This window comes from Mesorhizobium sp. M0139 (assembly GCF_040322455.1).
GTDB lineage: Bacteria > Pseudomonadota > Alphaproteobacteria > Rhizobiales > Rhizobiaceae > Mesorhizobium.
Map to the genome: position 1 here is coordinate 1 of NZ_JAMYTN010000032.1, position 21,346 is coordinate 21,346.

19 protein-coding genes are annotated in these 21,346 nt (G+C 63.4%); 10 read left to right on the forward strand and 9 right to left on the reverse strand.

Going from position 1 to position 21,346, the window contains the following annotated elements; translation table 11 throughout:
* Positions 1–150: 150 nt before the first annotated feature.
* The 3 genes from NKJ58_RS30400 to NKJ58_RS30410 form a co-directional block, all read right to left on the reverse strand.
* A complete protein-coding gene (locus tag NKJ58_RS30400) occupies positions 151–801 on the reverse strand; it encodes a dihydrofolate reductase family protein (RefSeq protein WP_352520204.1) in 651 nt (216 codons plus the stop codon).
* Positions 802–917: 116 nt separating this feature from the next.
* Positions 918–1,775 (reverse strand): protein-L-isoaspartate O-methyltransferase family protein, encoded by an 858-nt coding sequence (locus NKJ58_RS30405; protein ID WP_352520205.1) that lies wholly within the window; start codon positions 1,773–1,775, stop codon positions 918–920.
* A 53-nt stretch (positions 1,776–1,828) separates the two neighbouring features.
* Positions 1,829–3,187: an Nramp family divalent metal transporter gene (locus NKJ58_RS30410; protein ID WP_023672432.1), complete on the reverse strand. Its 1,359-nt coding sequence runs from the start codon at positions 3,185–3,187 to the stop codon at positions 1,829–1,831.
* A 257-nt stretch (positions 3,188–3,444) separates the two neighbouring features.
* Here NKJ58_RS30410 and mntR point away from each other — a divergent pair, with 257 nt between their 5' ends.
* Together mntR and NKJ58_RS30420 are read left to right on the forward strand one after the other, a co-directional pair.
* Positions 3,445–3,900: a manganese-binding transcriptional regulator MntR gene (gene mntR / locus NKJ58_RS30415; protein WP_023672433.1), complete on the forward strand. Its 456-nt coding sequence runs from the start codon at positions 3,445–3,447 to the stop codon at positions 3,898–3,900.
* A 91-nt stretch (positions 3,901–3,991) separates the two neighbouring features.
* Positions 3,992–4,180: a hypothetical protein gene (locus NKJ58_RS30420; RefSeq protein WP_023672434.1), complete on the forward strand. Its 189-nt coding sequence runs from the start codon at positions 3,992–3,994 to the stop codon at positions 4,178–4,180.
* Between the two features lie 27 nt (positions 4,181–4,207).
* Here the strand turns inward: NKJ58_RS30420 and NKJ58_RS30425 are convergent, their stop codons facing one another.
* Positions 4,208–6,274, reverse strand: a complete 2,067-nt coding sequence (locus NKJ58_RS30425; RefSeq protein ID WP_352519637.1) for a hypothetical protein — start codon at positions 6,272–6,274, stop codon at positions 4,208–4,210.
* A 186-nt stretch (positions 6,275–6,460) separates the two neighbouring features.
* On the opposite strand from NKJ58_RS30425, the gene ypfJ reads away from it, so the two are divergent.
* The 3 genes from ypfJ to NKJ58_RS30440 all read left to right on the forward strand — a co-directional run bounded on the left by ypfJ (position 6,461) and on the right by NKJ58_RS30440 (position 9,755).
* On the forward strand, positions 6,461–7,396 hold the full coding sequence (ypfJ, locus tag NKJ58_RS30430) for a KPN_02809 family neutral zinc metallopeptidase (RefSeq protein ID WP_023672436.1): 936 nt from the start codon (positions 6,461–6,463) through the stop codon (positions 7,394–7,396).
* 176 nt (positions 7,397–7,572) lie between these two features.
* A complete protein-coding gene (locus tag NKJ58_RS30435; RefSeq protein ID WP_023733296.1) occupies positions 7,573–8,838 on the forward strand; it encodes a TCR/Tet family MFS transporter in 1,266 nt (421 codons plus the stop codon).
* The gene (locus NKJ58_RS30440; protein WP_023825080.1) at positions 8,835–9,755 is read left to right on the forward strand and encodes an aldo/keto reductase; all 921 of its coding nucleotides are present in this window, start codon (positions 8,835–8,837) and stop codon (positions 9,753–9,755) included. The genes NKJ58_RS30435 and NKJ58_RS30440 overlap by 4 nt, the downstream gene beginning before the upstream one ends.
* A gap of 9 nt (positions 9,756–9,764) precedes the next feature.
* Here NKJ58_RS30440 and NKJ58_RS30445 read toward each other — a convergent pair whose 3' ends face one another.
* From NKJ58_RS30445 to carA, 3 genes are all read right to left on the reverse strand, one after another.
* Complete coding sequence (locus tag NKJ58_RS30445; protein WP_348524580.1) at positions 9,765–9,962, reverse strand: helix-turn-helix domain-containing protein; 198 nt, start codon at positions 9,960–9,962, stop codon at positions 9,765–9,767.
* Positions 9,889–10,149, reverse strand: a complete 261-nt coding sequence (locus tag NKJ58_RS30450; RefSeq protein WP_245260143.1) for a hypothetical protein — start codon at positions 10,147–10,149, stop codon at positions 9,889–9,891. The genes NKJ58_RS30445 and NKJ58_RS30450 overlap by 74 nt, the downstream gene beginning before the upstream one ends.
* A 325-nt stretch (positions 10,150–10,474) precedes the next feature.
* Complete coding sequence (carA, locus tag NKJ58_RS30455) at positions 10,475–11,692, reverse strand: glutamine-hydrolyzing carbamoyl-phosphate synthase small subunit (protein WP_352519636.1); 1,218 nt, start codon at positions 11,690–11,692, stop codon at positions 10,475–10,477.
* A 260-nt stretch (positions 11,693–11,952) separates the two neighbouring features.
* Between carA and NKJ58_RS30460 the strand changes: the two genes are divergently transcribed.
* The gene (locus NKJ58_RS30460; protein ID WP_031197556.1) at positions 11,953–12,402 is read left to right on the forward strand and encodes a GatB/YqeY domain-containing protein; all 450 of its coding nucleotides are present in this window, start codon (positions 11,953–11,955) and stop codon (positions 12,400–12,402) included.
* Between the two features lie 116 nt (positions 12,403–12,518).
* Positions 12,519–13,076 carry a GNAT family N-acetyltransferase gene (locus NKJ58_RS30465; RefSeq protein ID WP_023672441.1) on the forward strand — a complete coding sequence of 186 codons (558 nt, stop codon included), beginning with the start codon at positions 12,519–12,521 and terminating at the stop codon, positions 13,074–13,076.
* A gap of 7 nt (positions 13,077–13,083) precedes the next feature.
* Here NKJ58_RS30465 and NKJ58_RS30470 read toward each other — a convergent pair whose 3' ends face one another.
* The gene (locus NKJ58_RS30470; RefSeq protein ID WP_352854615.1) at positions 13,084–14,265 is read right to left on the reverse strand and encodes an MFS transporter; all 1,182 of its coding nucleotides are present in this window, start codon (positions 14,263–14,265) and stop codon (positions 13,084–13,086) included.
* 95 nt (positions 14,266–14,360) lie between these two features.
* Positions 14,361–16,025 (reverse strand): Na/Pi cotransporter family protein, encoded by a 1,665-nt coding sequence (locus tag NKJ58_RS30475; RefSeq protein WP_352519634.1) that lies wholly within the window; start codon positions 16,023–16,025, stop codon positions 14,361–14,363.
* 387 nt (positions 16,026–16,412) lie between these two features.
* Here NKJ58_RS30475 and NKJ58_RS30480 point away from each other — a divergent pair, with 387 nt between their 5' ends.
* From NKJ58_RS30480 to rpoD, 3 genes are all read left to right on the forward strand, one after another.
* Positions 16,413–16,781 (forward strand): RcnB family protein, encoded by a 369-nt coding sequence (locus NKJ58_RS30480; RefSeq protein ID WP_352519633.1) that lies wholly within the window; start codon positions 16,413–16,415, stop codon positions 16,779–16,781.
* Positions 16,782–16,952: 171 nt separating this feature from the next.
* Entirely contained in the window at positions 16,953–18,893 is a 1,941-nt protein-coding gene (gene dnaG / locus NKJ58_RS30485) for a DNA primase (RefSeq protein ID WP_023683795.1), read from the forward strand.
* A 412-nt stretch (positions 18,894–19,305) separates the two neighbouring features.
* Positions 19,306–21,330 (forward strand): RNA polymerase sigma factor RpoD, encoded by a 2,025-nt coding sequence (gene rpoD, locus NKJ58_RS30490; RefSeq protein ID WP_023672446.1) that lies wholly within the window; start codon positions 19,306–19,308, stop codon positions 21,328–21,330.
* The last annotated feature ends 16 nt before the right edge of the window (positions 21,331–21,346 follow it).

A 21,346-nucleotide genomic window follows, 5' to 3' on the forward strand; every position in this document is an offset into this window, starting at 1 on the left:
GTCTCTCGCCAAACCATCGCCGGTCCTCCGGCGGACAAGAAAACTGTCACCCATGCTATCGGTCCATTCTGTTACCTATCTATCCGGTTCGGACAGCATTTCCTCTCCCCCGTCGATCGGGGGAGAGGAAAGGTGCCAAGCCTGTCCCTGTTACTTCCAGTTCTTACGCCGCTCGAGCTCGGCCTCTGACGGCTTCTGCGTAGCGAACGACCCGACCTTGACCTCACCCCCGCGTTCGTAGGTCGCCATGATGACGCCTGTGGTAGTGGCCTGCGACTTGACCAGCTTGAAAGCGGCGGGCATCGCACCACCATCGAACAGCCGCTTGCCCTTGCCCAGCAGCAGCGGGAAGATCATCAGCCGGATTTCGTCGATCAGACCGTTGGCCAGCAAGGTCTGGATCAGTTCGCTCGAACCCTGGATGAGCAGGTCAGGCCCATCTTCCTTCTTGAGGCGGCGCAACGCCGCGACGATATCTTCTCCAAGCCATTGCGTATTTTCCCAGGTGAGCGAATCCGGCCGATGCGTCGCCACATATTTAGTCGCAGGGTTGAAGGCATCTCCGATGGCATCTTTCTGGTACGGCCAGTAAGCGGCGAAGATGTCGTAGGTTCTGCGGCCGAGCAGCAGGGCGAAGGGCTTAGTGAACAATTCCTCCATGGCCACGCCCGCCACCTCGTCGAAGTAGTGGAACGTCCAGCCGCCGAACTCGAAGCCGCCAACCGGGTCTTCTTCCGGGCCGCCCGGCGCCTGCATGACGCCGTCGAGGCTGACGAAGGTAGCGGCGATGATCTTTCGCATTGGATTTTCCTTTTCCAGGATCCGCGCCGTCAGGGCCGGATTTCGATCTAAGGACGGACAGGCCGGCGGCCGCCCGACAGGCGTTGGCAAAAAAACGCTGCGGCCGACAAGAGTACCTACCGCCGTCGCCCGCCGCCAAGCGCCTGCGACGAAAACCAGACATCGCCGATGATGGCGGTGGCGGTCCGGTCCGGCGCCCTGTCTGATGTCAGCCAGATCGAACGGCTGCGCGCGGCCTTCTGGAGGTCGGGGATTTTGGCCGCCGAACCGGCGACCGAGGCGCCGACGCAGGGGATGAACCACGAGCGCATGAAGGGGTCGCAGGCAAAACCTTGTTTGGTGCGGGTCACCATTACGGCCAGGCCGACGCCCTGGGACGGGCGCCAGGGAAAGATCATGCGGCCGCCCGCTTTCAGCGCCCGCAGCCAGGCAGCCGGCGGTGCGACGACACCGGCATTGACATAGATGATGTCGGACGGCGGCAGATCGCCGGTGACGGCATCGCCGTGGATGACGCTTACATTGCCGTAGGTCTCGAGATTCTTTGTCGCTCTGGCAGCAAGATCGGCCTCCAGTTCGAAGGCTGTCACCGGGCCGGGCGCAACCAGCCGGGCCAGCAAGGCGGTGTAGTAGCCGGTGCCGGCGCCGACATGGGTGACGGCCTCGTCCGGCCTGGGAGCGATCCTGCCTATCCACATGGCGTGCAGGGAGGGTTCGCCATTGTTGATGCCCTTGTCGGCATCGAGCGCCACCAGCACGTCCTGATAGATGTGAACAGGATCGGCGCTCGGCGTCATGATCTTGCCGTTGCCGGTGGTGAGCGCCCTGCCGGCGACGACCGCCCAGGGTCCGGGACCGAGAAAGGCCTCGCGCGGCACGGTGGCAAACGCCTCTTCGAGGCGCGGGTCGGCCGAGCCGGCATTGGCCGCCATCAGTTGCGCGTAAAATTTCCTGGCGTCTTCGACACTTGTCATGATGGCGATCAAGATAGCGCAAGCGGCCGGTTTGTCGCGGTCGGGAATGAAACTCAGCCGACGCCGAAGACGGTGTCGTAGAGCAGCTTGAAGTTGAGCACCAGGATGACCGCCGCGACGACCCAGGCGAGGACCGCCACGCCGCGGGGAATGGCAAGGTTGCCCATCTTCTTCTTGTCGGAGACGAACTGCACCAGCGGGATGACTGCGAAGGGCAGCTGCATCGACAGTACCACCTGGCTGAAGACCAGCAACTGGCCGGTGCCCTTTTCGCCATAGAGCGCGGTGACGACCACCACCGGGACGATGGCGATGCCGCGCGTCAGCAGCCGGCGCGCCCATTGCGGAATGCGCAGGCGCAAAAAGCCTTCCATGACGATCTGGCCGGCAAGCGTTGCCGTAACCGTCGAGTTGAGGCCGGAGGCCAGCAGCGCCACCGCAAACAGGATGGAGGCGATGCCGAGGCCGAGCAATGGCGACAAGAGCTCGAAGGCTTGGCCGATCTCGGCGACATCCTGATGGCCGGTGCCATGGAAGGCCACCGCCGAGACGATCAGGATCGAGGCGTTGACGAACAGCGCCAGGACGAGCGCGATGGTCGAGTCCGTCGTCGCCCATTTAATGGCGTCGCGCTTGCCTTTTTCGGTCCGTTCATAGGCGCGTGTCTGTACGATCGAGGAGTGCAGGTAGAGATTGTGCGGCATCACCGTGGCGCCGATGATGCCGATGGCGATGTAGAGCATCGCCGGATTGGTGACGATCTCCGTCGACGGCACGAACATCGAATGCAGGATCGAGCCGACCGGAGGGGCAGCGGCAAAGATCTGGATGGCGAAACAGCCGAAGATGATGATCAAAAGCGCGATGACGAAGGCTTCGAGATAGCGGAAACCCTTGTTCATCAAGAGCAGCACGATGAAGGCGTCGAGCGCCGTCAGCAACGCGCCGCCGATCAGCGGAATGCCGAACAGAAGCTGCAGCGCGATCGCCGTGCCGATCACCTCGGCGAGGTCGCAGGCGATGATGGCGAGTTCGCAGGCGATCCACAGCACGAAACTGACGGGACGCGGATAATAGGCGCGGCAGGCCTGGGCGAGGTCGCGGCCGGTGGCGATGCCAAGCCGGGCGGCAAGCGCCTGCAGCAGGATCGCCATCAGGTTGGACAGCATGATGATGAACAATAGCGTGTAGCCGAACTGGGCGCCGCCGGCGAGGTCGGTGGCCCAGTTGCCCGGATCCATATAGCCGACCGAGACCATGTAGCCCGGTCCCATGAAGGCGAACAGGCGACGGAACCAGACGCCGGACTGCGGCACCGCGATCGTGGAGTTCACCTCGCGCAGGCTGGGAGGATTGTCCTCCGGCCTGTCAAATCGCCAGGATGATCCCAAGGTAGCGTCAGCTTCGGACATGGAGGGCTTTCCACTGGGTGGATCGGTTGACGTCATCCTATCTATGCCAGGGCTCAACATTATGCAATAGGCTATATTTCATTGTATGTGCTTCCTGTTGCGCCGACCGGCAGGCCGGCCGGGGATCGCAAACGCCGGTTGCGCCTACCATGGAATGGAAATAAACGGCTGGAACAGTTAAGCCCGTGCTATGAATGGCAAAGGGCGATTGCTTTGCCCAAAGCCGATTCTTGTCAAAAGATAGGAAGGAGCGCGTGTTGGCGCTGAAGCACAGACCGGTTGGACGCGAGGAGCCGCTGCCTGACGCCGAGATTCATTCGAAAGGGTTCCGGCAGCAGCGCGAAGCGCGCCGCGGCGCGCTGGTCGAGGATTATGTCGAGCTGATCGCCGACCTGATCGAGGACGGCAATGAGGCGCGTCAGGTCGATATTGCTGCGCGGCTCGGTGTCGCCCAGCCGACGGTGGCCAAGATGCTGACCAGGCTGTGCGCCGACGGGCTCGTTTCCAGAAAACCCTATCGCGGTGTGTTCCTGACCGACGCCGGGCGCAAGGTGGCGGAAGAGAGCCGCATCCGCCACCAGACGGTAGAAGCGTTTTTGCGTTCGCTCGGTGTCAGCGCCGAGACGGCGCGCATCGATGCCGAGGGCATCGAGCATCATGTCAGCGCCGAGACGCTGGAAGCCTTTCGCAAGGCGATGATCGCGCCGCGCTGAGGGGTGCCGGGGCCGCACCACTGGAACCTCCGCACGTCAGGCTCGTTGCTCCTGACGTTGCGCGTGATTGTCGCGCGCCAAGGAGGAAAACATGGGCGTCGAACAGGCACCGACCGCGAAGGGCAAGCAGGCGGCCGAGGGTTTGAGGCAGGCAGCGGCAAAGGACGAACGCAAGACCGAGGTCGAAACCGGCCATGCGCTGAAAAAGGGCGCCGCGCGTTTCGAGGAACGCTCCAAAAGCTCGGACGGCAAAAGCGCCGGCACCAAGCAGAAGATCTGATTCTGTTCGCAAGCGGCAACCTGCCGCTCATTCCTCGGTGTCCTGCACCCAACTGCGCGGATGGCCGTCGACGCGGAACTGGAATATGAAATAGGGCGGAATGCAGGAGCCCTTGCCAGGCTTGGCTGCGGCCAGATCGTCGTAGCCGGCGGTGCAGATATAGTCCTCGCGGCAGGGATGCGCCTTGTCGCAGGCGCGCAGGCCGGCGGTCTTGGTGAATTCCTTGGTGCAGAATTTGTGGTCCTTGCCCGACGCGATGCAGTCGTTGAAACCGGTCTTGGCGAGGCGGCCGCAAGTCGCCTCGTCGGGAAGCTTGTCGCAGCTTGCCTTGCGCAGCATGCCCCCGGGAAAGCCACCGGTCTTCTGCTCGGGGTTGTCGTAGCGTTGGCGCGCCGCGCCATAGCCGGCGAGCTTGATTACCGGTTTCTTGTCGCGCGCCGGATCGATGGCGCAGGCTTTTGCGGTGGCCGGCGACAGGCGGCAATATTTGTCGCTGCCCCAGCTCGACATCTTAATCTCGCCGAACTCGACGGGGTCGCCGACTGCGGTGGCCGCCTCGCTGACGCAGGTGCCGAAGCCCGGATGGATGTCGCTTTCATGGACGCCGGCGCAGCGCAGGCTTTCGCCGCAGTTCCAGTCCTTGAAGCTCGTATCCTCGCCACTGTAGCAGATCGACCCCCAGCCATTGTAGAGATCGGTGCCTTTCAGCGCTTCGGCGAGTTTGGCGTCCGGACGGGCGGCGAAGCCGCGTGAGAAATCCGGATGGCCGCCTGTGGCGAAGTCCTCGACGATCGCGCGGCGGCGCGGCAGGTCGGCGAAGAACACCGCCGAGCCGGGGACGAAGACGGCGTTGCGGCGCGGCTCGCTGGCCGGATCGGCGCCGGTGTAATGGAAGCCGGCAATGCCGTGCGTCTGGTGGCAGCCGGTGCAGGTCATTTCGTTGAGACGCAGATTGAAGCCGGCCACCGATTTCACGCTGCGCAGCTCGTTGCCCTTGGCGACATAGTCCTGCAGTGCCTTGTCGATGTCGGCATCGTCGAGCAGCCCATAGGCGATATTGTTTTGCGACCTGGCCATGCCGCCGGGTGCGACCGAGACGGCGCTGGTCGCCAGGAACTTGTCGTCGATGACCAGCCGGCCGCGATCGAGGTCGTAGAGGTTGCGGTCGGTGAGCAGCCATTTGGCGAAGGCCGGCCGGTCGGCCAGAACCACTTTCCGGTCGATCTGGTTCTCCATCTTCGATTCCTGGAAGGTGGACGTCGTTGGGTCCCATTTGAAAATCTTGAGGAGATATTCGGCGTGGCCACCGAAGTCGCGGCGGCTCGAGGCCGACAGCCGGAGAACCTGCATGTTCAGCTCAAGCCGCATGATCTGCGACGAATTCAGCATGGCGTTGGAGAGCGGCCCTTCGTCGGAGCGCAGCCAGGCTGCCAGTTGCTCGGGCGCAAGGTTCTTCTGGCCGGCGGCGAGCCAGCGCTTGGCGATTTCGGCACAGGAAACGGCGGTGGCGCTTGGACGGTCTCTCGAAGCGCGGGGGCGAGCCTCGCCGGGCCTGGCGTTGAAGACCAGACCCATGGTCAGCGGCAGCCGCGACGAGATGCGTTGCGCTGTCTTTCCCTTCGTGGGCTTCTCCGCCACCGAATAGTGGAAGCGGTAGATCAGCCTGATCTCGCCGCATTCGGTGTGGCCGAGATAGCCGCGGTCCATGCGGTTGACGACGCCGGTCAGGTCGAGCGTCGAGCCGTCATCGTCGATGTATTTCGGGTTGAATTTCTGGCTGGTGTCCTTCGACTTGGCCATGGCCGCGACGTAAGGATCGGGGCTATTGGCAGGCTCGTCGGCGATCTCCTGCTTGACGGCGTTGCGCACAGGGGTCAGCGCGCGCACCGAAAACAGGCCCCGATTGTCGACCTCGCGCGTGAGACCCAGCGCCGGGCCGAGCAGGCGGCTGATCGAGAGGCCGCCACGCTCAAGCGCCTGCAATGTCTCGGGATCGGTTACGGCGACGCTGGAATCGAGCGTCACGGCGCGCGCCGGCGACGGGCCGAGGCATAGCACCACCGCCAGCAGCAGAAATCGACCGATTGTCCGCAAGTCCCCGACACCCCCGTTCGAACCGGATGCTACAGCGCGCATGCCGCCTCGACCAGAGTGCGAACACGATGCCGCTGCCACGAAAAATACTGTGACTTGGCGCAACCATTGCGATAATTGTCTGTTGGGTCGGACTGGGCCACGACATCGGCCACGCCAGCCGAAGTTTGCATACGGGGAGTTGCCATGCTCTGGAAGGGCCGCCGTCAGAGTGACAATGTCGAGGACGAGCGCAGCGACAGCGGCGGCGGTGGTGGTTTCGGCGGCGGCAGCCCTGGCCAGTTCCGCATCCCGATCGGCGGCCGCACCGGCGGCGGCGGCAGCATATTGCTGGTCGTCCTCGTGGTGCTGGCCGGATGGTATTTCGGCTTCGACCCGTCGCAGATCCTGGGCAGCGGCGACGGCGGCGGCGTGCTGCCGGGTGGCGGTGGCCAGATTACCGACAACAGCGGCGGCCAGGACGACGGCGCCGGCACGCCTGCTTCCGACGAGATGAAGCAGTTCGTGGCGACCGTGCTGGCCGAGACCGAAGAGACCTGGACCGGCATCTTCCAGTCGCAGGGCCTGAAATACGAGGACCCGAAGCTTGTGCTGTTCAGCGGCCAGATCCGCTCGGCCTGCGGCTCCGCCTCGACGGCAGCCGGACCGTTCTATTGTCCCGGCGACCACAAGGTCTACCTCGACACCACCTTCTTCCAGCAGCTCGACCAGCAGTTCGGCGCCTCGGGGGATTTCGCCCAGGCATATGTGATCGCCCATGAAGTCGGTCACCATGTGCAGAACCTCACCGGCATCCTGCCCAAGTTCAACCAGATGCGGCAGTCGATGGGTGAGGCGGAAGCCAACCAGATGTCGGTGCGCATCGAGCTGCAGGCCGACTGCTTCGCCGGCGTTTGGGCGCATTTCACCGCGCAGAAGGGCATTCTGGAACAGGGCGACATCGAAGAGGCGCTCAACGCCGCCAAGCAGATCGGCGACGATACGCTGCAGAAGAAGATGCAGGGCTATGTCGTTCCGGAAAGCTTCAACCACGGGACGTCGCAGCAAAGGCAGACCTGGCTGGCGCGCGGCTACAAGAGCGGCAAGCTGTCGGATTGCAACACGCTGACCGGTCCGGTTTGAGGCGCTCGCAAGTTCCAGCCGACCGCGGTTCAAAGCGCATCCGTCGGCGGGCCGATTCACCACCGGCAACAGATGTCAGGAGGAGAACGCCTGAGGCGTTCTCCTATTGTTCCAAAGTGGCGCCTCGCCTATAACGGGCGCCCGCCCAAGGGCGGTCTCAGGGAGCAGACGCCATCATGATCGACCCCAAAACCGCCAGGCGGGGCCTTGCGCTCGTCTTCACCACGCTGCTGCTCGACATTATCGGCTTCGGCATGATCATGCCGGTGTTGCCGGCCTTTCTCAGGGAGCTTTCCGGCGTCGGCATCAGCGAAGCGGCGATCGAAGGCGGCTGGCTGTTCTTCGTCTATGCGGCGATGCAGTTCTTCTTCGCGCCAATCATGGGTGGATTGAGCGACCGCTTCGGGCGGCGGCCGATCCTGCTTGCCTCGGTGCTTACATTCTCGATCGACAATCTGATCTGCGCCATCGCCTGGTCCTATCCGATGCTGTTCATCGGCCGCGTGCTGGCCGGCGTTTCGGGCGCCAGCTATTCGACGACGTCGGCCTTCATTGCCGACATCTCGAACGACGACAACCGGGCGAAGAATTTCGGTCTGCTCGGCATCGCCTTCGGCGTCGGCTTCGTCATTGGGCCGGTGCTGGGCGGGCTGCTCGGCACGTTCGGGCCGCGAGTGCCGTTTTACTTTGCCGCCGGGCTTGCCTTCGTGAACTTCCTCATCGCCATGTTCTTCCTGCCTGAAACGCTCGATGAAAAGCACCGCCGCCGCTTCGAGTGGAAACGCGCCAACCCGGTCGGCACGCTGCTGCAGATGCGCCAATATCAGGGCATCGGCTGGATCGGGCTCGCCTTCTTCCTGATGACGCTCGGCCACATGATGTATCCTGCGGTGTGGTCGTTCGTGTCCAACTACCGCTATGGCTGGAGCGAGCAGCAGATCGGCTTCTCGCTCGGCGCCTTCGGCCTGTGTGGGGCGATCGTCATGGCGACGGTGCTGCCGCGCGTGATCCCCAAACTTGGCGAATGGAGGACGGCGGTGATCGGCCTGACATTTACTGCGGCCAGCGCCTTCGGCTACGCCTTCGCCTCGCAAGGCTGGATGATCTATGCGGTGATCGTCGTCGGCTGCCTCGAAGCACTGGCCGATCCGCCGCTGAGAAGCCTTGCCGCCGCCAAGGTGCCGCCATCGGCGCAAGGCGAATTGCAGGGTGCGATGACGTCGATCTTCTCGATCACCTCGATCATCACGCCGCTGCTCTACACCGCGATCTTTTCCTGGTTCACCGGACCGAATGCGCCCGTAGTGTTCGGCGGCGCCCCCTATCTGGTTGGCGCGTGCTTCCTGACGCTTGCCGTCATTGTCTTTGTGACGAAAGTTGCGAGGCCGACGGCGGTGAGAAGCGTTGCCACCGGCGCTGCGGAAGATGGAGCCCAGATATGAGCCATGACAGCCGCATAGAGCTAACCAAGGACGGAGTGTCGCTGTCGCGGCTGGTGTTCGGCGCCTGGCGCCTGCTCGACAACGCCGCGCGCCCGGACGCCGACCAGATCGCGCGGCTGATCGGCACTGCGGTCGATCTCGGCCTGACCAGCTTCGACCACGCCGATATTTACGGGCATTACCAGGTGGAAGCTGCCTTTGGCGCCGGCTTGTCGCGCTGGAAGGGCAAGCGCGACAGCATCGAGCTGATCTCGAAATGCGACATCATTCTGGCATCGGCCAACCGGCCTCAGAACCGGCTGAAGCATTACGACACCAGTGCGGCCCACATTGCCGCCTCGGTCGACCGTTCGCTCGCCAATCTCGGCACCGACTATCTCGACCTGTTGCTGCTGCACCGACCGGATCCGCTGATGGATGCCGACGAGACGGCGGCGGCCCTTGCCGGGCTGGTCAAGTCGGGCAAGGTGAGAGCGGTCGGGGTCTCCAATTTCACGCCGTCGCAGTTCGACCTTCTGGCTTCGCGGCTGCCGTTTGCCTTGGCCACCAACCAGATCGAGATGTCGGTGCTGAAAACCAATGCGCTGGTGGATGGCAGCCTCGATCACGCGCAACGCCTCGGCTATGCGCCGATGATCTGGTCGCCGCTCGGCGGCGGCTTGCTGTTCACCGGCAAGGAAGGGCGCGAGGCGCGGGTCAGGGCGGCAATCGCGGCGGTGGCTGCCGAGATCGGCGCCGGCGATCTCGCCGCCGTCGCCATCGCCTGGCTGCTGCGTCATCCGGCGCGGCTGGCGCCGGTGCTCGGCACGATGAAGCCCGAGCGGCTGGCCGTCATGGTCAAGGCGCTGGAGATCGACCTCGACCGCCAGCAATGGTTTGCCATACTGGAGGCCAGCGAAGGCCGGCCGGTGGCGTAAGGTTAGATACTAGGCTTCGATCCATTCGCTGGGCACGTCCAATGCCTTCGACAGCATGGTGCTGGTTTGCGCCGATGGCTTGCGGCGATTGGATTCAAGGTCCGACAGGAAGCCCTGGCTGACACCGATGGCATCAGCGAACTCGCCCTGCGTCAGCTTGCGCCAGTTGCGCAGCGCCTTGAGCCCGGCTGGAACCTCGCAAAATATCCATGGTCACCTCGGCGGGCAGAGGCTTTTCCGTTTTGAACTCGGCCTTCCGCTCATCGTAGATCGCCACATCCGCAGCGTCTTCTCTGGCTTCTTCGGCGGCATGCAGCAATGCCTCGTAGTCAGCCTTCGGGATGACGACCAGTTCTTCCCCGGTTGAAGTCCTTATGATTTGCGGAGCGTTCATGATGTGCTGTCCTATGGCCGGCTGTAGGTCGTCGTTTCGCGCTTGCCGATGTAGATCGCGAGGATTGTCGTGCGATCTTCATCAATATAACGCGGTAGCAACCGATCCGAAGTCTGTAACCGTCTCGGCCGGCAAGACGTTCTACATCCCCACGCCCGCTGATGGCATAAGTGTTCAAACCCTCAGAGACCTGCTCGCGGACATCGGCCGGCAGGTTGTCGAGATCGCGAGCTGCCGACACCGAGAGGATGATCGTCTTCACTCGCGCAATACCGCAGATTTATCGCTCGAGGCTAAGCGATATTATCGCTGCTACACAGAGGGCTCAGGCCCGTTCGGCCAGCAGTTCCTCGCCGCGCTTTTCGCGGATCAGGTTGACGAAGCGGCGGAACAGATAGTGCGAGTCCTGCGGGCCGGGCGAGGCCTCGGGGTGGTGCTGGACCGAGAACACCGGACGTCCGGTCAGCGCGATGCCGCAGTTCGAGCCATCGAACAGCGAGACATGGGTTTCCTCGACGCCCTCGGGCAAGGAGTCGGCATCGACGGCAAAGCCGTGGTTCATCGAGACGATCTCGACCTTGCCGGTGGTATGATCCTTGACCGGGTGGTTGGCGCCGTGATGGCCCTGGTGCATCTTGGCGGTCTTGCCGCCCAGCGCCAGGGCCAGCATCTGGTGGCCGAGGCAGATGCCGAACACCGGAATATCGGTCTTGAGCAGATCCTGGATGACCGGCACGGCGTAGTCGCCGGTGGCTTCCGGGTCGCCGGGCCCGTTGGAGAGGAAGATGCCGTCGGGCTGCATGGCCAGGATCTCTTCCGAGCCGGTGCCGGCCGGAACCACGGTGACCTTGGCGCCGAGGCCGGAAAGCAGGCGAAGGATGTTACGCTTGACGCCGTAGTCGATGGCGACGACGTGCATCGACGGCTCGGCCTGTTCGCCAAAGCCTTCGTTCCACACCCAGGGCGTTTCACGCCAGACCGAGGACTGGCCCGAGGTGACTTCCTTGGCGAGGTCAAGCCCGATCAGGCCCGACCAGGCGGCGGCGCGCCGCTTCAAATCGTCGATGTCGAAGATGCCGTCGGGCGCGTGCGCAATGACGGCGTTGGGCATGCCCTTTTCGCGGATCAGCGCGGTGAGCGCGCGGGTGTCGATGCCCGACAGCGCGACGATGCCGCGCTTCTTCAGCCACTGGTCCAGCCCGGCTCCGGCGCGGTAGTTGGACGGGTTGGTGACATCGGCCTTGAACACCGCACCGACGGCGCCGGCGCGGGCGACCGGGTTGAGGTCCTCGATGTCCTCGTCATTGGTGCCGATGTTGCCGATATGCGGGAAAGTGAAGGTGACGATCTGGCCGGCATAGGACGGGTCGGTGAGAATTTCCTGGTAGCCGGTGAGCGCGGTGTTGAAGCAGACTTCGGCAACGGCGGAACCGGTGGCGCCGAGGCCGCGACCCTCGATGACGGTGCCGTCGGCCAGCACCAGGACGGCGGTCGGCTTTTCGGTTGCCCAAGGCGGGGTCAGTTCGGGGGTCATCTCGGCCATGGCGACGCTCCTGTCACGCTGCGCGCTTCGATGGCGGGCCATCTGCGCAGCAAACGGCGCGGCCGATCTCTCGAGCCTGCGCGCATCAATTCTTTGTCTTGTGCAAGGCCGAGTACATAGGGGAAGGCGCCAGAGCGGTCAATGATGCCCGTGCCAAAAACGGCGAGCATTTGTTTCGTCGAACGATATCAGGGCTTTGGCGCGTTTGCTTTGCGGATGGGCCGCGGTTATTGTCCGCGCCGTTCGAAGGAGAAAGCATCATGCGCGCAAAAATCGCCGAATCCCTGAAAAGCGCGATGAAGGCGCAGGACAAGCACCGGCTGCCGACGCTGCGGCTCATCCAGGCCGCCATTCACGACCGCGACATCGCCAATCGCGGCTCGGCCAAGGACCCCGCCAGCGACGAGGAGATCCTGCAGATCCTGGCCAAAATGGTGAAGCAGCGCGAGGAATCGGCCAAGGCGTTCGAGGACGGCAAGCGCCCGGAACTGGCGGCGCAGGAGCGTGGCGAGATGGAGATCATCCGCGGCTTCCTGCCGACGCAGTTGGACGAGGCGGCGGTGACTGCAGCAGCGCGCGAAGCGATCACTGCTACCGGTGCGACCAGCCAGAAGGACATGGGCAAGGTGATCGCTGTGCTGAAGCAGAAATATGCCGGCCAGATGGATTTCGGCAAGGCCAGCGGCATCGTCAAAGGCCTGCTGCAGTAGGAGCCGACACCACTTCAATGGCGAAGGAGAGCAGGGGGCGGGACATCACCTCTGGGCAAGAAACGGTCCGCACCGGCTTAAGCGAGCCAAGCCTTGACCTGCCGGAGAGCCCCACCATAATCGAAATCGTCAAACCCACGCTCGAACATCTGCCCTCCTACAAGGCGGCGCTCGAGCGTGGCTGGTCGCCGGACAATGTCCGGCTGATGGAAGCGACGCGCGAGCAACTTGCGGCGATCGACGAGGATCCCGCGGCGTTCCTTGCCAGCCTCGACGATCCCGAGGCCAAAGGAGGCCCGATTACCTTGCCGGACGGCACGACCGTGCCGCGGCTGCCGGGCTTCCGGCGCTGGATCTGGGACGGCGAGGCCGCTGGCTCGATCGGCTTTCGCTGGCAGCCGGGTACGGCCGCACTGCCGTCGCATGTGCTCGGCCATATCGGCTATGCCGTGGTGCCGTGGAAGCGCGGACGAGGCTATGCGACCGAGGCGCTGCGGCTGATGCTGGACGAGGCGAGGGCTGTTGGTTTGCCATATGTCGAGCTCACCACCGACCTCGACAATCCGGCCTCGCAGAAGGTGGTGCTGGCCAATGGCGGCCGTGTGGTCGGTCCGTTCATCAAGGACGCCGCGTATGGCGGCGCCGAGAGTTTGTTGTTCCGGATCGATTTGTAGTCCGACGCTATTCGGCCGCTGCTGGCAGCGGTGGCGCTGCCCGGCTGCGCCCCTCCCAGATGTAGGAGGCAAGTGCCACCACCACCGCCACCAGCATGGCGGCAGCGCCCACAACCGGCAGGCTGCGAAAGCCGTAGCCGGCATTGAGCATGGCAGCGCCCAGCGACGCGGCGAGCGCGATGCCGACATTGAAGCCGGAGGGGATGAGCGAGGAGGCGAGGTTGGAGGCGTCCGCCGTCCAGGCCAGGATGCGGGTCTGGATCGGCGTGCCTATGGCGAAGTTGAGGCCACCCCAGACAACGATGGCGATGACCATCGGCACGGGGTAGGGGCTGACGGCATAGATCACGCCCAACATCACCGCCTGCAGCGCAAGCATGGTGATCAGCGACGGCATCAGCTTCCAATCGGAAAGCTTGCCGCCGAGAAAGACGCCGACCGTGGCGCCGACGCCGTTGAGCAGCAGCACCCAGGGGATCAGGCTCTCGTCGAGATGGCTCACCTCAAGCAGTGTCGGGGTGATGTAGGTGAACAGGCCGAACTGGCCGATCATCAACATCAGCATCAGGATCAGCGAGGTCCAGACTTGCTGGCGCGCCAGCACGCGAACCTCGCTGCCAAGGCTGGTGGATGGGCTCGATGCGCCCGTTTTGCGCGGCAGGAGGGCGGCCATGGCGGCAAACGCCACCACGCCCAGCGCGCACATCACCCAGAAGGTGGCGCGCCAGCCCCAGAGATTGCCGATTGCGGTGCCGGCCGGCACGCCGATGACATTGGATACGGTGAGGCCGGAGAGGATCACAGCCACGGCCATGCCGCGCTTGTCCTCGGGCACGAGGCCGACAGCCACCACCATGGCGACGCCGAAATAGGCGCCGTGTGCGACGGCGACCGCAATGCGCAAGACCAGCATCGAGGTAAAATCGGGCGCCAGCGCGCAAGCGGCCTGGCCGATGGTGAAGGCGACGGTCAGGCAAAGCAGCAGCGTCTTGCGGGAAATGCCCTTGGTGGCGAGCGCCAGCAATGGCCCGCCAATCGCGATGCCGCCGGCATAGCCTGAGACGAGATAGCCGGAGGTCGGGATCGAAACGCCAAGGCCGTCGGCCACTTGCGGCAGCACGCCGGCAATGACGAATTCGGTGGTGCCGAAAGCGAAGGCGGCGATGAACAGGGCAATGAGCGGAAGCATGGCGCGGAAGCGATCCTTGAATGAGTTGGCCTCAAATCATGGATGGCGCTTGCCGGCAATGCAGAAATTTTTGCGGCCGGTTTAGGTTTTCTTGATCAGCTCGCCTTCAACCTGGAGCCGCCGAGCAACCCGCGCTCTTCCAGCACCGGATAGGCCATCGACGCCAGCAGCGAGTTGATCTGCTTCAGGTCGCGGATGGTGTCGAGGTGGATGGAACTTGTCTCGACGCTCTTGGCGGTGCCGTCGCGCAGGCGCACGAAATGGCTGGCGCTGGTTTCCTTTTCGCGGTCGCGCAGCCGGTCCTTTTCCAGCACCAGCTGGCGGGCAGTCTCAGGGTCGCGCGACACCAGCACGTTGAAGGCAAGCCTGGCATTGGCCAGCACCGAGGTGTGAAAGGCGAGCAGCTCGCTCCAGCCCTCGGGCGTGAACTCCAGCCCGCGCTCGAACTTCTTCTTCACATGCACCAGCATGTTGCGCACGATGATGTCGCCGACCTGCTCGAGCTTGACGCAGGCGCCTATCAGCTCCTGGCAGCGCAGCGCCTCGTCCTCTGTGAGCGAGTTCCTGGTCAATTTGGCCAGATAGAGCTTGATCGCCGCGTGCTTCCTGTCGACGCGGTCGTCAAGGGCGGCCAGCGCCTTGATCTTGTCGCCGTCGGCGCTTTCATACAGCTCGATGATACGCTTGAGCATGATCTCGACCGTCTCGCAGACGCGGACCACCTCGCGGGTGGCGTTGGCCAGCGCCTGGCTCGGAACGTCGAGCGCGCCGTCGTTGAGGGCGGAGAGTTCGACCACATCGAGCTCTGTAGCCAGCGCCGGCTTGGTGCCCATTGCGACGATCTTCTCGGAAGCACGATAGATCAGGCTGGCAAGCGGCAGGCCGGCGAGCAGGATCAGCACATTGAACAGGATGTGGGCGTTGACGATCTGGTCGGGCACGGTGGCGCCGAGGAAGGCGACCGGTGGCTTCAGCGTCATGAACAGGATCAGCATCACCAGCGAGCCCATGCCGCGCATCAACAGATTGCCGATCGGCACGACGCGCACGCCAGGTTCGGCACTTCGGGTGAGCAGCGGCGCGATGATCGACGAGCCGAGATTGACGCCGAGCACCAGCACGATGCCGAGTTCGGGCGGGATGAAGCCGCGGCCGGCCAGCGTCACCATCAAAAGCACGGCGGCGATCGAGGAGTGGAAGAGCCAGGTAACGAGCGCGGCGAGCAGATAGGCGGTGACGTAGTCGCTGGAGAAATATTCGATGATGAGCGGCATCAGCGTGCTCTGGCGCAGCGGCTCCGAGGCCTGGCCGATCATCTCCAGCGACAGTACCAAAAGGCCGATGCCGACCAGGATGCGGCCGAACTGGCGCCAGTCGCGCCGCTCGGTGGCCATGAACATGACCGTGCCGGCGACGAGGCAGATCGGCACCAGCAGCGTCAGATCGAAGGTCAAGAGCTTGACCACCAGCGCCGAGCCGATCTCGGCGCCGCGCACAGCCAATTGGCCCGACATGCCCGAGACGATGCCGGCGCCGGCGAAGGAGCCGACGAGAAGCGTGACGGCGGTCGAGCTCTGCAGCGCGATGGACAGGCCGCAGCCGGCCAGCACCGCCATGATCGGATTGCGCATGGTGGAGCGCAGCCGGTGACGCAGCACGTCGCCATAGGCGCGCTCGACGCCTGTCTTGACCATGCGGGTGGCAAACAGCATCAGCGCCACCGAGCCCGCCAGATGCAGCAGGACGACGGAGCCGCTCATTTCGAAACCCGCACGCAGACAGCTACCGCGACGCGGAGGGCGCGCAGTGCAGGGATGAAAACGGGGCTGCGAATCATGGTCATGACAGTCTTGAACAATATCCGGAATATTTTAGCCGGGTAATAAAATCTTGTCGATTTCAAGAGCCGTCGCGGCGCGACAGGGCGTGTCGGAAAATGGACGGATGCGCAAATGGTTGCATGGCGGATCCCTGGTGATGGCAGCGGATCGTCCCGGTTTGCCGGACTCCCGGCAATCGCCTTTGCGATGATGTTCAAATATCCAGGATAAGCGCCGGATTTCATTGCGTAAATGTAATGCTAGTGTTCAGTTTCGGTTCATCCTTCGGGCGCTATTCCCTAGGCATCGACACCAAGGAGCCCCGCTATGAAACGTATTGTTCTTTCCGCCCTCGCTTTCTCGATGCTGGCCGCCACTTCGCTTACCGGCCAGGCCGCACCGGTGAACGCACCGGTCGCACCGCAGTCGAATTACACGCAGGTCGACTGGCAGAGGCCCGGCAAGCATGTCGATATCAGGAAGCGCGTCGTGAAGAAGACGGTGGTCGTCAAGCGCAGCCATTGGCGCAATGGCCGGAAATATTCCAGCTGGAAGCGGCACCAGCCGATCCGCGATTATGGCCGCTATGGCCTGCATCGCCCCGGCCGCGGCCAGGAATGGATCCGCGTCGGCAACGACTATGTGCTGGTCAGCGTCCTGTCCGGCATCATCTTCGGCGCCATTGCCGCGCATTAAGCCCGGCCTCGCCGGCGCAATGCAGAGACTTGAAAGGAGGCGGCCCGAAAGGGCCGCCTTTCTTTTGGCTGTAGAAACCGGGCTTTTTGGCTGTGGAAACCGGGTATGGTCCGCAATAAGGGTCGTCGGATTCCGCGAGCATGATTATATGAGGGACAAACGAGTTCCCCAATGCGCTTTCCGCCCGCCTTTCTCGATGAGATACGCGACCGTGTGCCGATTTCATCGGTCATCGGCCAGCGCGTCGCATGGGACAGGAAGAAGACCAACGCCTCGCGCGGCGACTATTGGGCCTGTTGTCCGTTCCATGGCGAAAAGAGCCCCTCCTTCCACTGCGAGGACAAGAAGGGCCGCTATCACTGTTTCGGCTGTTCGGTGTCGGGCGATCATTTCAAGTTCCTGACCGAGCTCGACGGATTAAGCTTTCCCGAAGCGGTCGAGAAGATCGCCGACATGGCCGGCGTGCCGATGCCGGTGCGCGACGAGCGGGAAGAACAGCGTGAGAAGGAACGCGCCAGCCTGACCGATGTCATGGAGATGGCGACTGCCTTCTTCCAGGAGCGGCTGCAAGGACCGGAGGGTGCAAAAGCCCGCGCCTATCTCAGGGATCGCGGGCTGACGCCGGCGACGCAGCAATCGTTCCGGCTGGGCTTTGCGCCCGACAGCCGCAATGCGCTGAAGGAACATCTTGCCGCCAAGGGTGTGCCCAAGGCCGACATCGAGGCCTGCGGGCTGGTGCGTCATGGCGACGACATCCCGGTCTCCTATGACTGGTTCCGCGATCGCATCATGTTCCCGATCCCGGATTCGCGCGGCAAGATCATCGCCTTTGGCGGCCGCGCACTGGCGCCCGATGCGCTGGCCAAATACATGAATTCGCCCGACACAGAGCTCTTCCACAAGGGCAACGTGCTCTACAATTTCGCCCGAGCCCGCAAAGCGCTGGCGAAAGGCGGCACGGTGATTGCCGTCGAAGGCTATATGGACGTGATTGCGCTGGCGCAGGCCGGCTTCGAGAATGCCGTGGCGCCGCTCGGCACCGCGCTCACCGAAAACCAGCTCGAACTTCTGTGGCGCATGGCGCCTGAGCCGATGCTGTGCTTCGACGGCGACCAGGCCGGGCTGAAGGCGGCGTGGCGGGCCGCGGATCTCGCGCTGCCGTCGGTGCAGGCCGGGCGGTCGGTGCGCTTTGCACTGTTGCCGGAGGGCAAGGATCCCGACGATCTGGTCAAGGCAGAAGGGCCGGACGCGTTTCGTGCCGTGCTGGCGGAAGCGCGGCCTCTCGCTGATTTGTTGTGGATGCGTGAGACATCCGGTGGCGTCTTCGACACGCCGGAGCGGCGGGCGGGGCTGACAAAGACGCTGCGCGAACTGACCAGCCGCATCCGCGATGAGAGCCAGCGCTACCACTACCAGCAGTGGATGCGCGAGCGGGAGCTGACCTTCTTCAGCGCCCAGCGCGAAGTGCGGCAAGGTCGCCAGGACTGGAAACCTGGGCAGGGCAAAACGCCCGCACCCGGCGGACAGTTCGCCAAAGGCAGCGGGGCAGGCGCGCGCGCCGCGATCACCGAAAGCCTCGGCCGCTCCGCCATGGTCAAACGCGGTGGCGAGATGATGTCGGTGCGCGAGGCGACGATCATCGTAGCCCTCGTCAACCATCCGGCGCTGATCGACGAGAACTTCGCCCATGTCGAGTTCCTCGATCTCGCCAACACCGATCTGCAGCGGCTGCACGCCGCCATCCTCGATGCGATGGCGCACGACATGGCCAATGACCGTAGCGCGGTGATCGCCACCATCGAACGTGCCGGCTGCAGCGATATCTGGGGGCGCGCCGTGGCGCTCATCCAACGGGCCAGGCAATGGCCCGCGCTGGAAACCGCAGCGCTTGACGATGCCCGCGACGCCTTCAACCAGGCGCTGCACTTGCAGCGCAGCGCGCGCACCTTACATAAGGAGCTGAAACAGGCGGAAGCAGCGCTCGCCAGCGATCCCACTGACGAAAACTACCGGCACCTCATCGAGATTCAGGCGCAATTCCGTGATGTACAAGCAACGGAAGCGCTGATCGAAGGGTTCGGTGTATCCTCGGGCAGGGGTGGGCGCGTCTAGGTCGAAACCTGCGCAAGAATGAATGTTGTACGTGCTGCGCGTCGAATCGACGCCTCTAAGTCGGGTAATTGATTCGCTTTTTTGATGCGAATCATGCGAGAGGCGCTTGACCTTCTGGCAGAATGACGGAATCAGGACGATTCGAAACCTTAGCCCGCGCCGGCGTCGATGGAAATGCACTGACGCGAGGTGCTGATCACTGGACAGGCTGTCAGCCTGCCACAGATATCAGGGTTAATCTGGACTTAATGCATATCGCCCAAAAGTGAAAACCGGTTTTGGGGGCACGATATGAACAAACAAAAGAGTTGATTCGGTTACCGGCCCGGTTAAGCGCCACCAGCGCATGTAGTTTGACCGGTGCGGCAGCTACGCGGCTTCGATGCTCGGCCGCTAGGAGAAGATAAAGACTATGGCGACAAAGGAAAAGGAAGAGGTCGAGACCGAACGTGAAGGCGCCACCGATGGGCCTCTGCTCGACCTTTCCGATGATGCTGTCAAGAAGATGATCAAGGCCGCGAAGAAGCGCGGCTATGTGACTCTCGACGAGCTGAACGCGGTGCTGCCGTCGGAAGAGACCGATCCGGACCGCATCGAAGATATCAATGCGATGCTGTCCGACATGGGCATCAACGTGGTCGAGGACGACGATCAGAGCGAGGAGCCCGAGGCCGCCGACAGCAATGCCGACGCCGAGGAAGACGCCAACGAGCTGGCCGAGCAGACCGGCACCGCCGTCGCCGCCACGACCACCAAGAAAGAGCCGACCGACCGCACCGATGACCCGGTGCGCATGTATCTGCGCGAGATGGGCTCGGTCGAGCTCCTGTCGCGCGAGGGCGAAATCGCGATCGCCAAGCGCATCGAGGCCGGCCGCGAGACGATGATTGCGGGCCTCTGCGAAAGCCCGCTGACCTTCCAGGCCATCATCATCTGGCGTGACGAGCTCAACGAATCCAAGATCCTGCTGCGCGAGATCATCGACCTCGAAGCCACCTATGCCGGCCCCGAAGCCAAGCAGGCGCCGGTGGTCGAGCGCATCGAGGAGGCGCCCAAGGCCGAGGACAAGCCGAGGCGTGGACGCGACGAGGAAGACGACATCACCAATGTCGGCGCCGACACGCGCGGCCTGGTCGATGACGACGAGGAAGACGAGGACGAGGCGAGCCTGTCGCTGGCGGCGATGGAAGCGGAACTGCGCCCGCAGGTGATGGAGACGCTCGACGTCATCGCCGACACCTACAAGAAGCTGCGCAAGCTGCAGGACCAGCAGGTCGAGAACCGTCTGGCCGCGACCGGCACGCTGTCGCCAAGCCAGGACCGCCGCCTGAAGGAGCTGAAGGACCAACTGATCAAGGCGGTGAAGTCGCTGTCACTCAACACGGCGCGCATCGAGGCGCTGGTCGAGCAGCTCTACGACATCAACAAGCGGCTGGTGCAGAACGAAGGCAAGCTGCTGCGCCTGGCCGAAAGCTATGGCGTGCGCCGCGAGGAGTTCCTCAAGGAATATCAGGGCTCCGAGCTCGACCCGAACTGGACGCGCTCGATCGGCAACCTGACCTCGCGCGGTTGGAAGGAATTCACCAAGAACGAGAAAGACGCGATCAAGGATCTGCGTTCGGAAATCCAGAACCTCGCAACCGAGACGGCGATCTCAATCCTGGAATTCCGCAAGATCGTCAACCAGGTGCAGAAGGGCGAGCGCGAAGCCGCGATCGCCAAGAAGGAAATGGTCGAGGCCAATCTGCGCCTCGTCATCTCCATCGCCAAGAAATATACCAATCGCGGCCTGCAGTTCCTCGACCTGATCCAGGAAGGCAATATCGGCTTGATGAAGGCGGTCGACAAATTCGAATACCGCCGCGGCTACAAGTTCTCGACCTACGCGACATGGTGGATCCGGCAGGCGATCACGCGTTCGATCGCCGACCAGGCGCGCACCATCCGCATCCCGGTGCACATGATCGAAACGATCAACAAGATCGTGCGCACGTCGCGCCAGATGCTGCATGAAATCGGCCGCGAGCCGACGCCGGAGGAACTGGCAGAAAAGCTCGCAATGCCGCTCGAAAAAGTGCGCAAGGTGTTGAAGATCGCCAAGGAGCCGATCTCGCTCGAAACCCCTGTGGGTGACGAAGAGGATTCGCATCTGGGCGATTTCATCGAGGACAAGATGGCGATCCTGCCGATCGATGCGGCGATCCAAGCCAATCTGCGCGAGACCACCACGCGGGTGCTCGCCTCGCTGACGCCGCGCGAGGAGCGGGTGCTGCGCATGCGCTTCGGCATCGGCATGAACACCGACCACACGCTGGAAGAAGTCGGCCAGCAGTTCTCGGTGACGCGCGAGCGTATCCGCCAGATCGAAGCCAAGGCGCTGCGCAAGCTCAAGCACCCGAGCCGGAGCCGCAAGCTGAGGAGCTTCCTCGACAGCTGATACCGGCAACAGACCA

What these genes read in the sequence shown, in the direction of transcription:
- rpoD (WP_023672446.1), top strand. Translation starts at nt 19,306, where the DNA reads ATGGCGACAAAGGAAAAGGAAGAGGTCGAGACCGAACGTGAAGGCGCC.
- ypfJ (WP_023672436.1), top strand. Translation starts at nt 6,461, where the DNA reads ATGCTCTGGAAGGGCCGCCGTCAGAGTGACAATGTCGAGGACGAGCGC.
- NKJ58_RS30405 (WP_352520205.1), bottom strand. Translation starts at nt 1,775, where the DNA reads ATGACAAGTGTCGAAGACGCCAGGAAATTTTACGCGCAACTGATGGCG.
- carA (WP_352519636.1), bottom strand. Translation starts at nt 11,692, where the DNA reads ATGGCCGAGATGACCCCCGAACTGACCCCGCCTTGGGCAACCGAAAAG.
- NKJ58_RS30470 (WP_352854615.1), bottom strand. Translation starts at nt 14,265, where the DNA reads ATGCTTCCGCTCATTGCCCTGTTCATCGCCGCCTTCGCTTTCGGCACC.
- NKJ58_RS30460 (WP_031197556.1), top strand. Translation starts at nt 11,953, where the DNA reads ATGCGCGCAAAAATCGCCGAATCCCTGAAAAGCGCGATGAAGGCGCAG.
- NKJ58_RS30480 (WP_352519633.1), top strand. Translation starts at nt 16,413, where the DNA reads ATGAAACGTATTGTTCTTTCCGCCCTCGCTTTCTCGATGCTGGCCGCC.
- NKJ58_RS30440 (WP_023825080.1), top strand. Translation starts at nt 8,835, where the DNA reads ATGAGCCATGACAGCCGCATAGAGCTAACCAAGGACGGAGTGTCGCTG.
- NKJ58_RS30475 (WP_352519634.1), bottom strand. Translation starts at nt 16,025, where the DNA reads ATGAGCGGCTCCGTCGTCCTGCTGCATCTGGCGGGCTCGGTGGCGCTG.
- NKJ58_RS30450 (WP_245260143.1), bottom strand. Translation starts at nt 10,149, where the DNA reads ATGAACGCTCCGCAAATCATAAGGACTTCAACCGGGGAAGAACTGGTC.
- NKJ58_RS30435 (WP_023733296.1), top strand. Translation starts at nt 7,573, where the DNA reads ATGATCGACCCCAAAACCGCCAGGCGGGGCCTTGCGCTCGTCTTCACC.
- NKJ58_RS30410 (WP_023672432.1), bottom strand. Translation starts at nt 3,187, where the DNA reads ATGTCCGAAGCTGACGCTACCTTGGGATCATCCTGGCGATTTGACAGG.
- NKJ58_RS30400 (WP_352520204.1), bottom strand. Translation starts at nt 801, where the DNA reads ATGCGAAAGATCATCGCCGCTACCTTCGTCAGCCTCGACGGCGTCATG.
- dnaG (WP_023683795.1), top strand. Translation starts at nt 16,953, where the DNA reads ATGCGCTTTCCGCCCGCCTTTCTCGATGAGATACGCGACCGTGTGCCG.
- NKJ58_RS30420 (WP_023672434.1), top strand. Translation starts at nt 3,992, where the DNA reads ATGGGCGTCGAACAGGCACCGACCGCGAAGGGCAAGCAGGCGGCCGAG.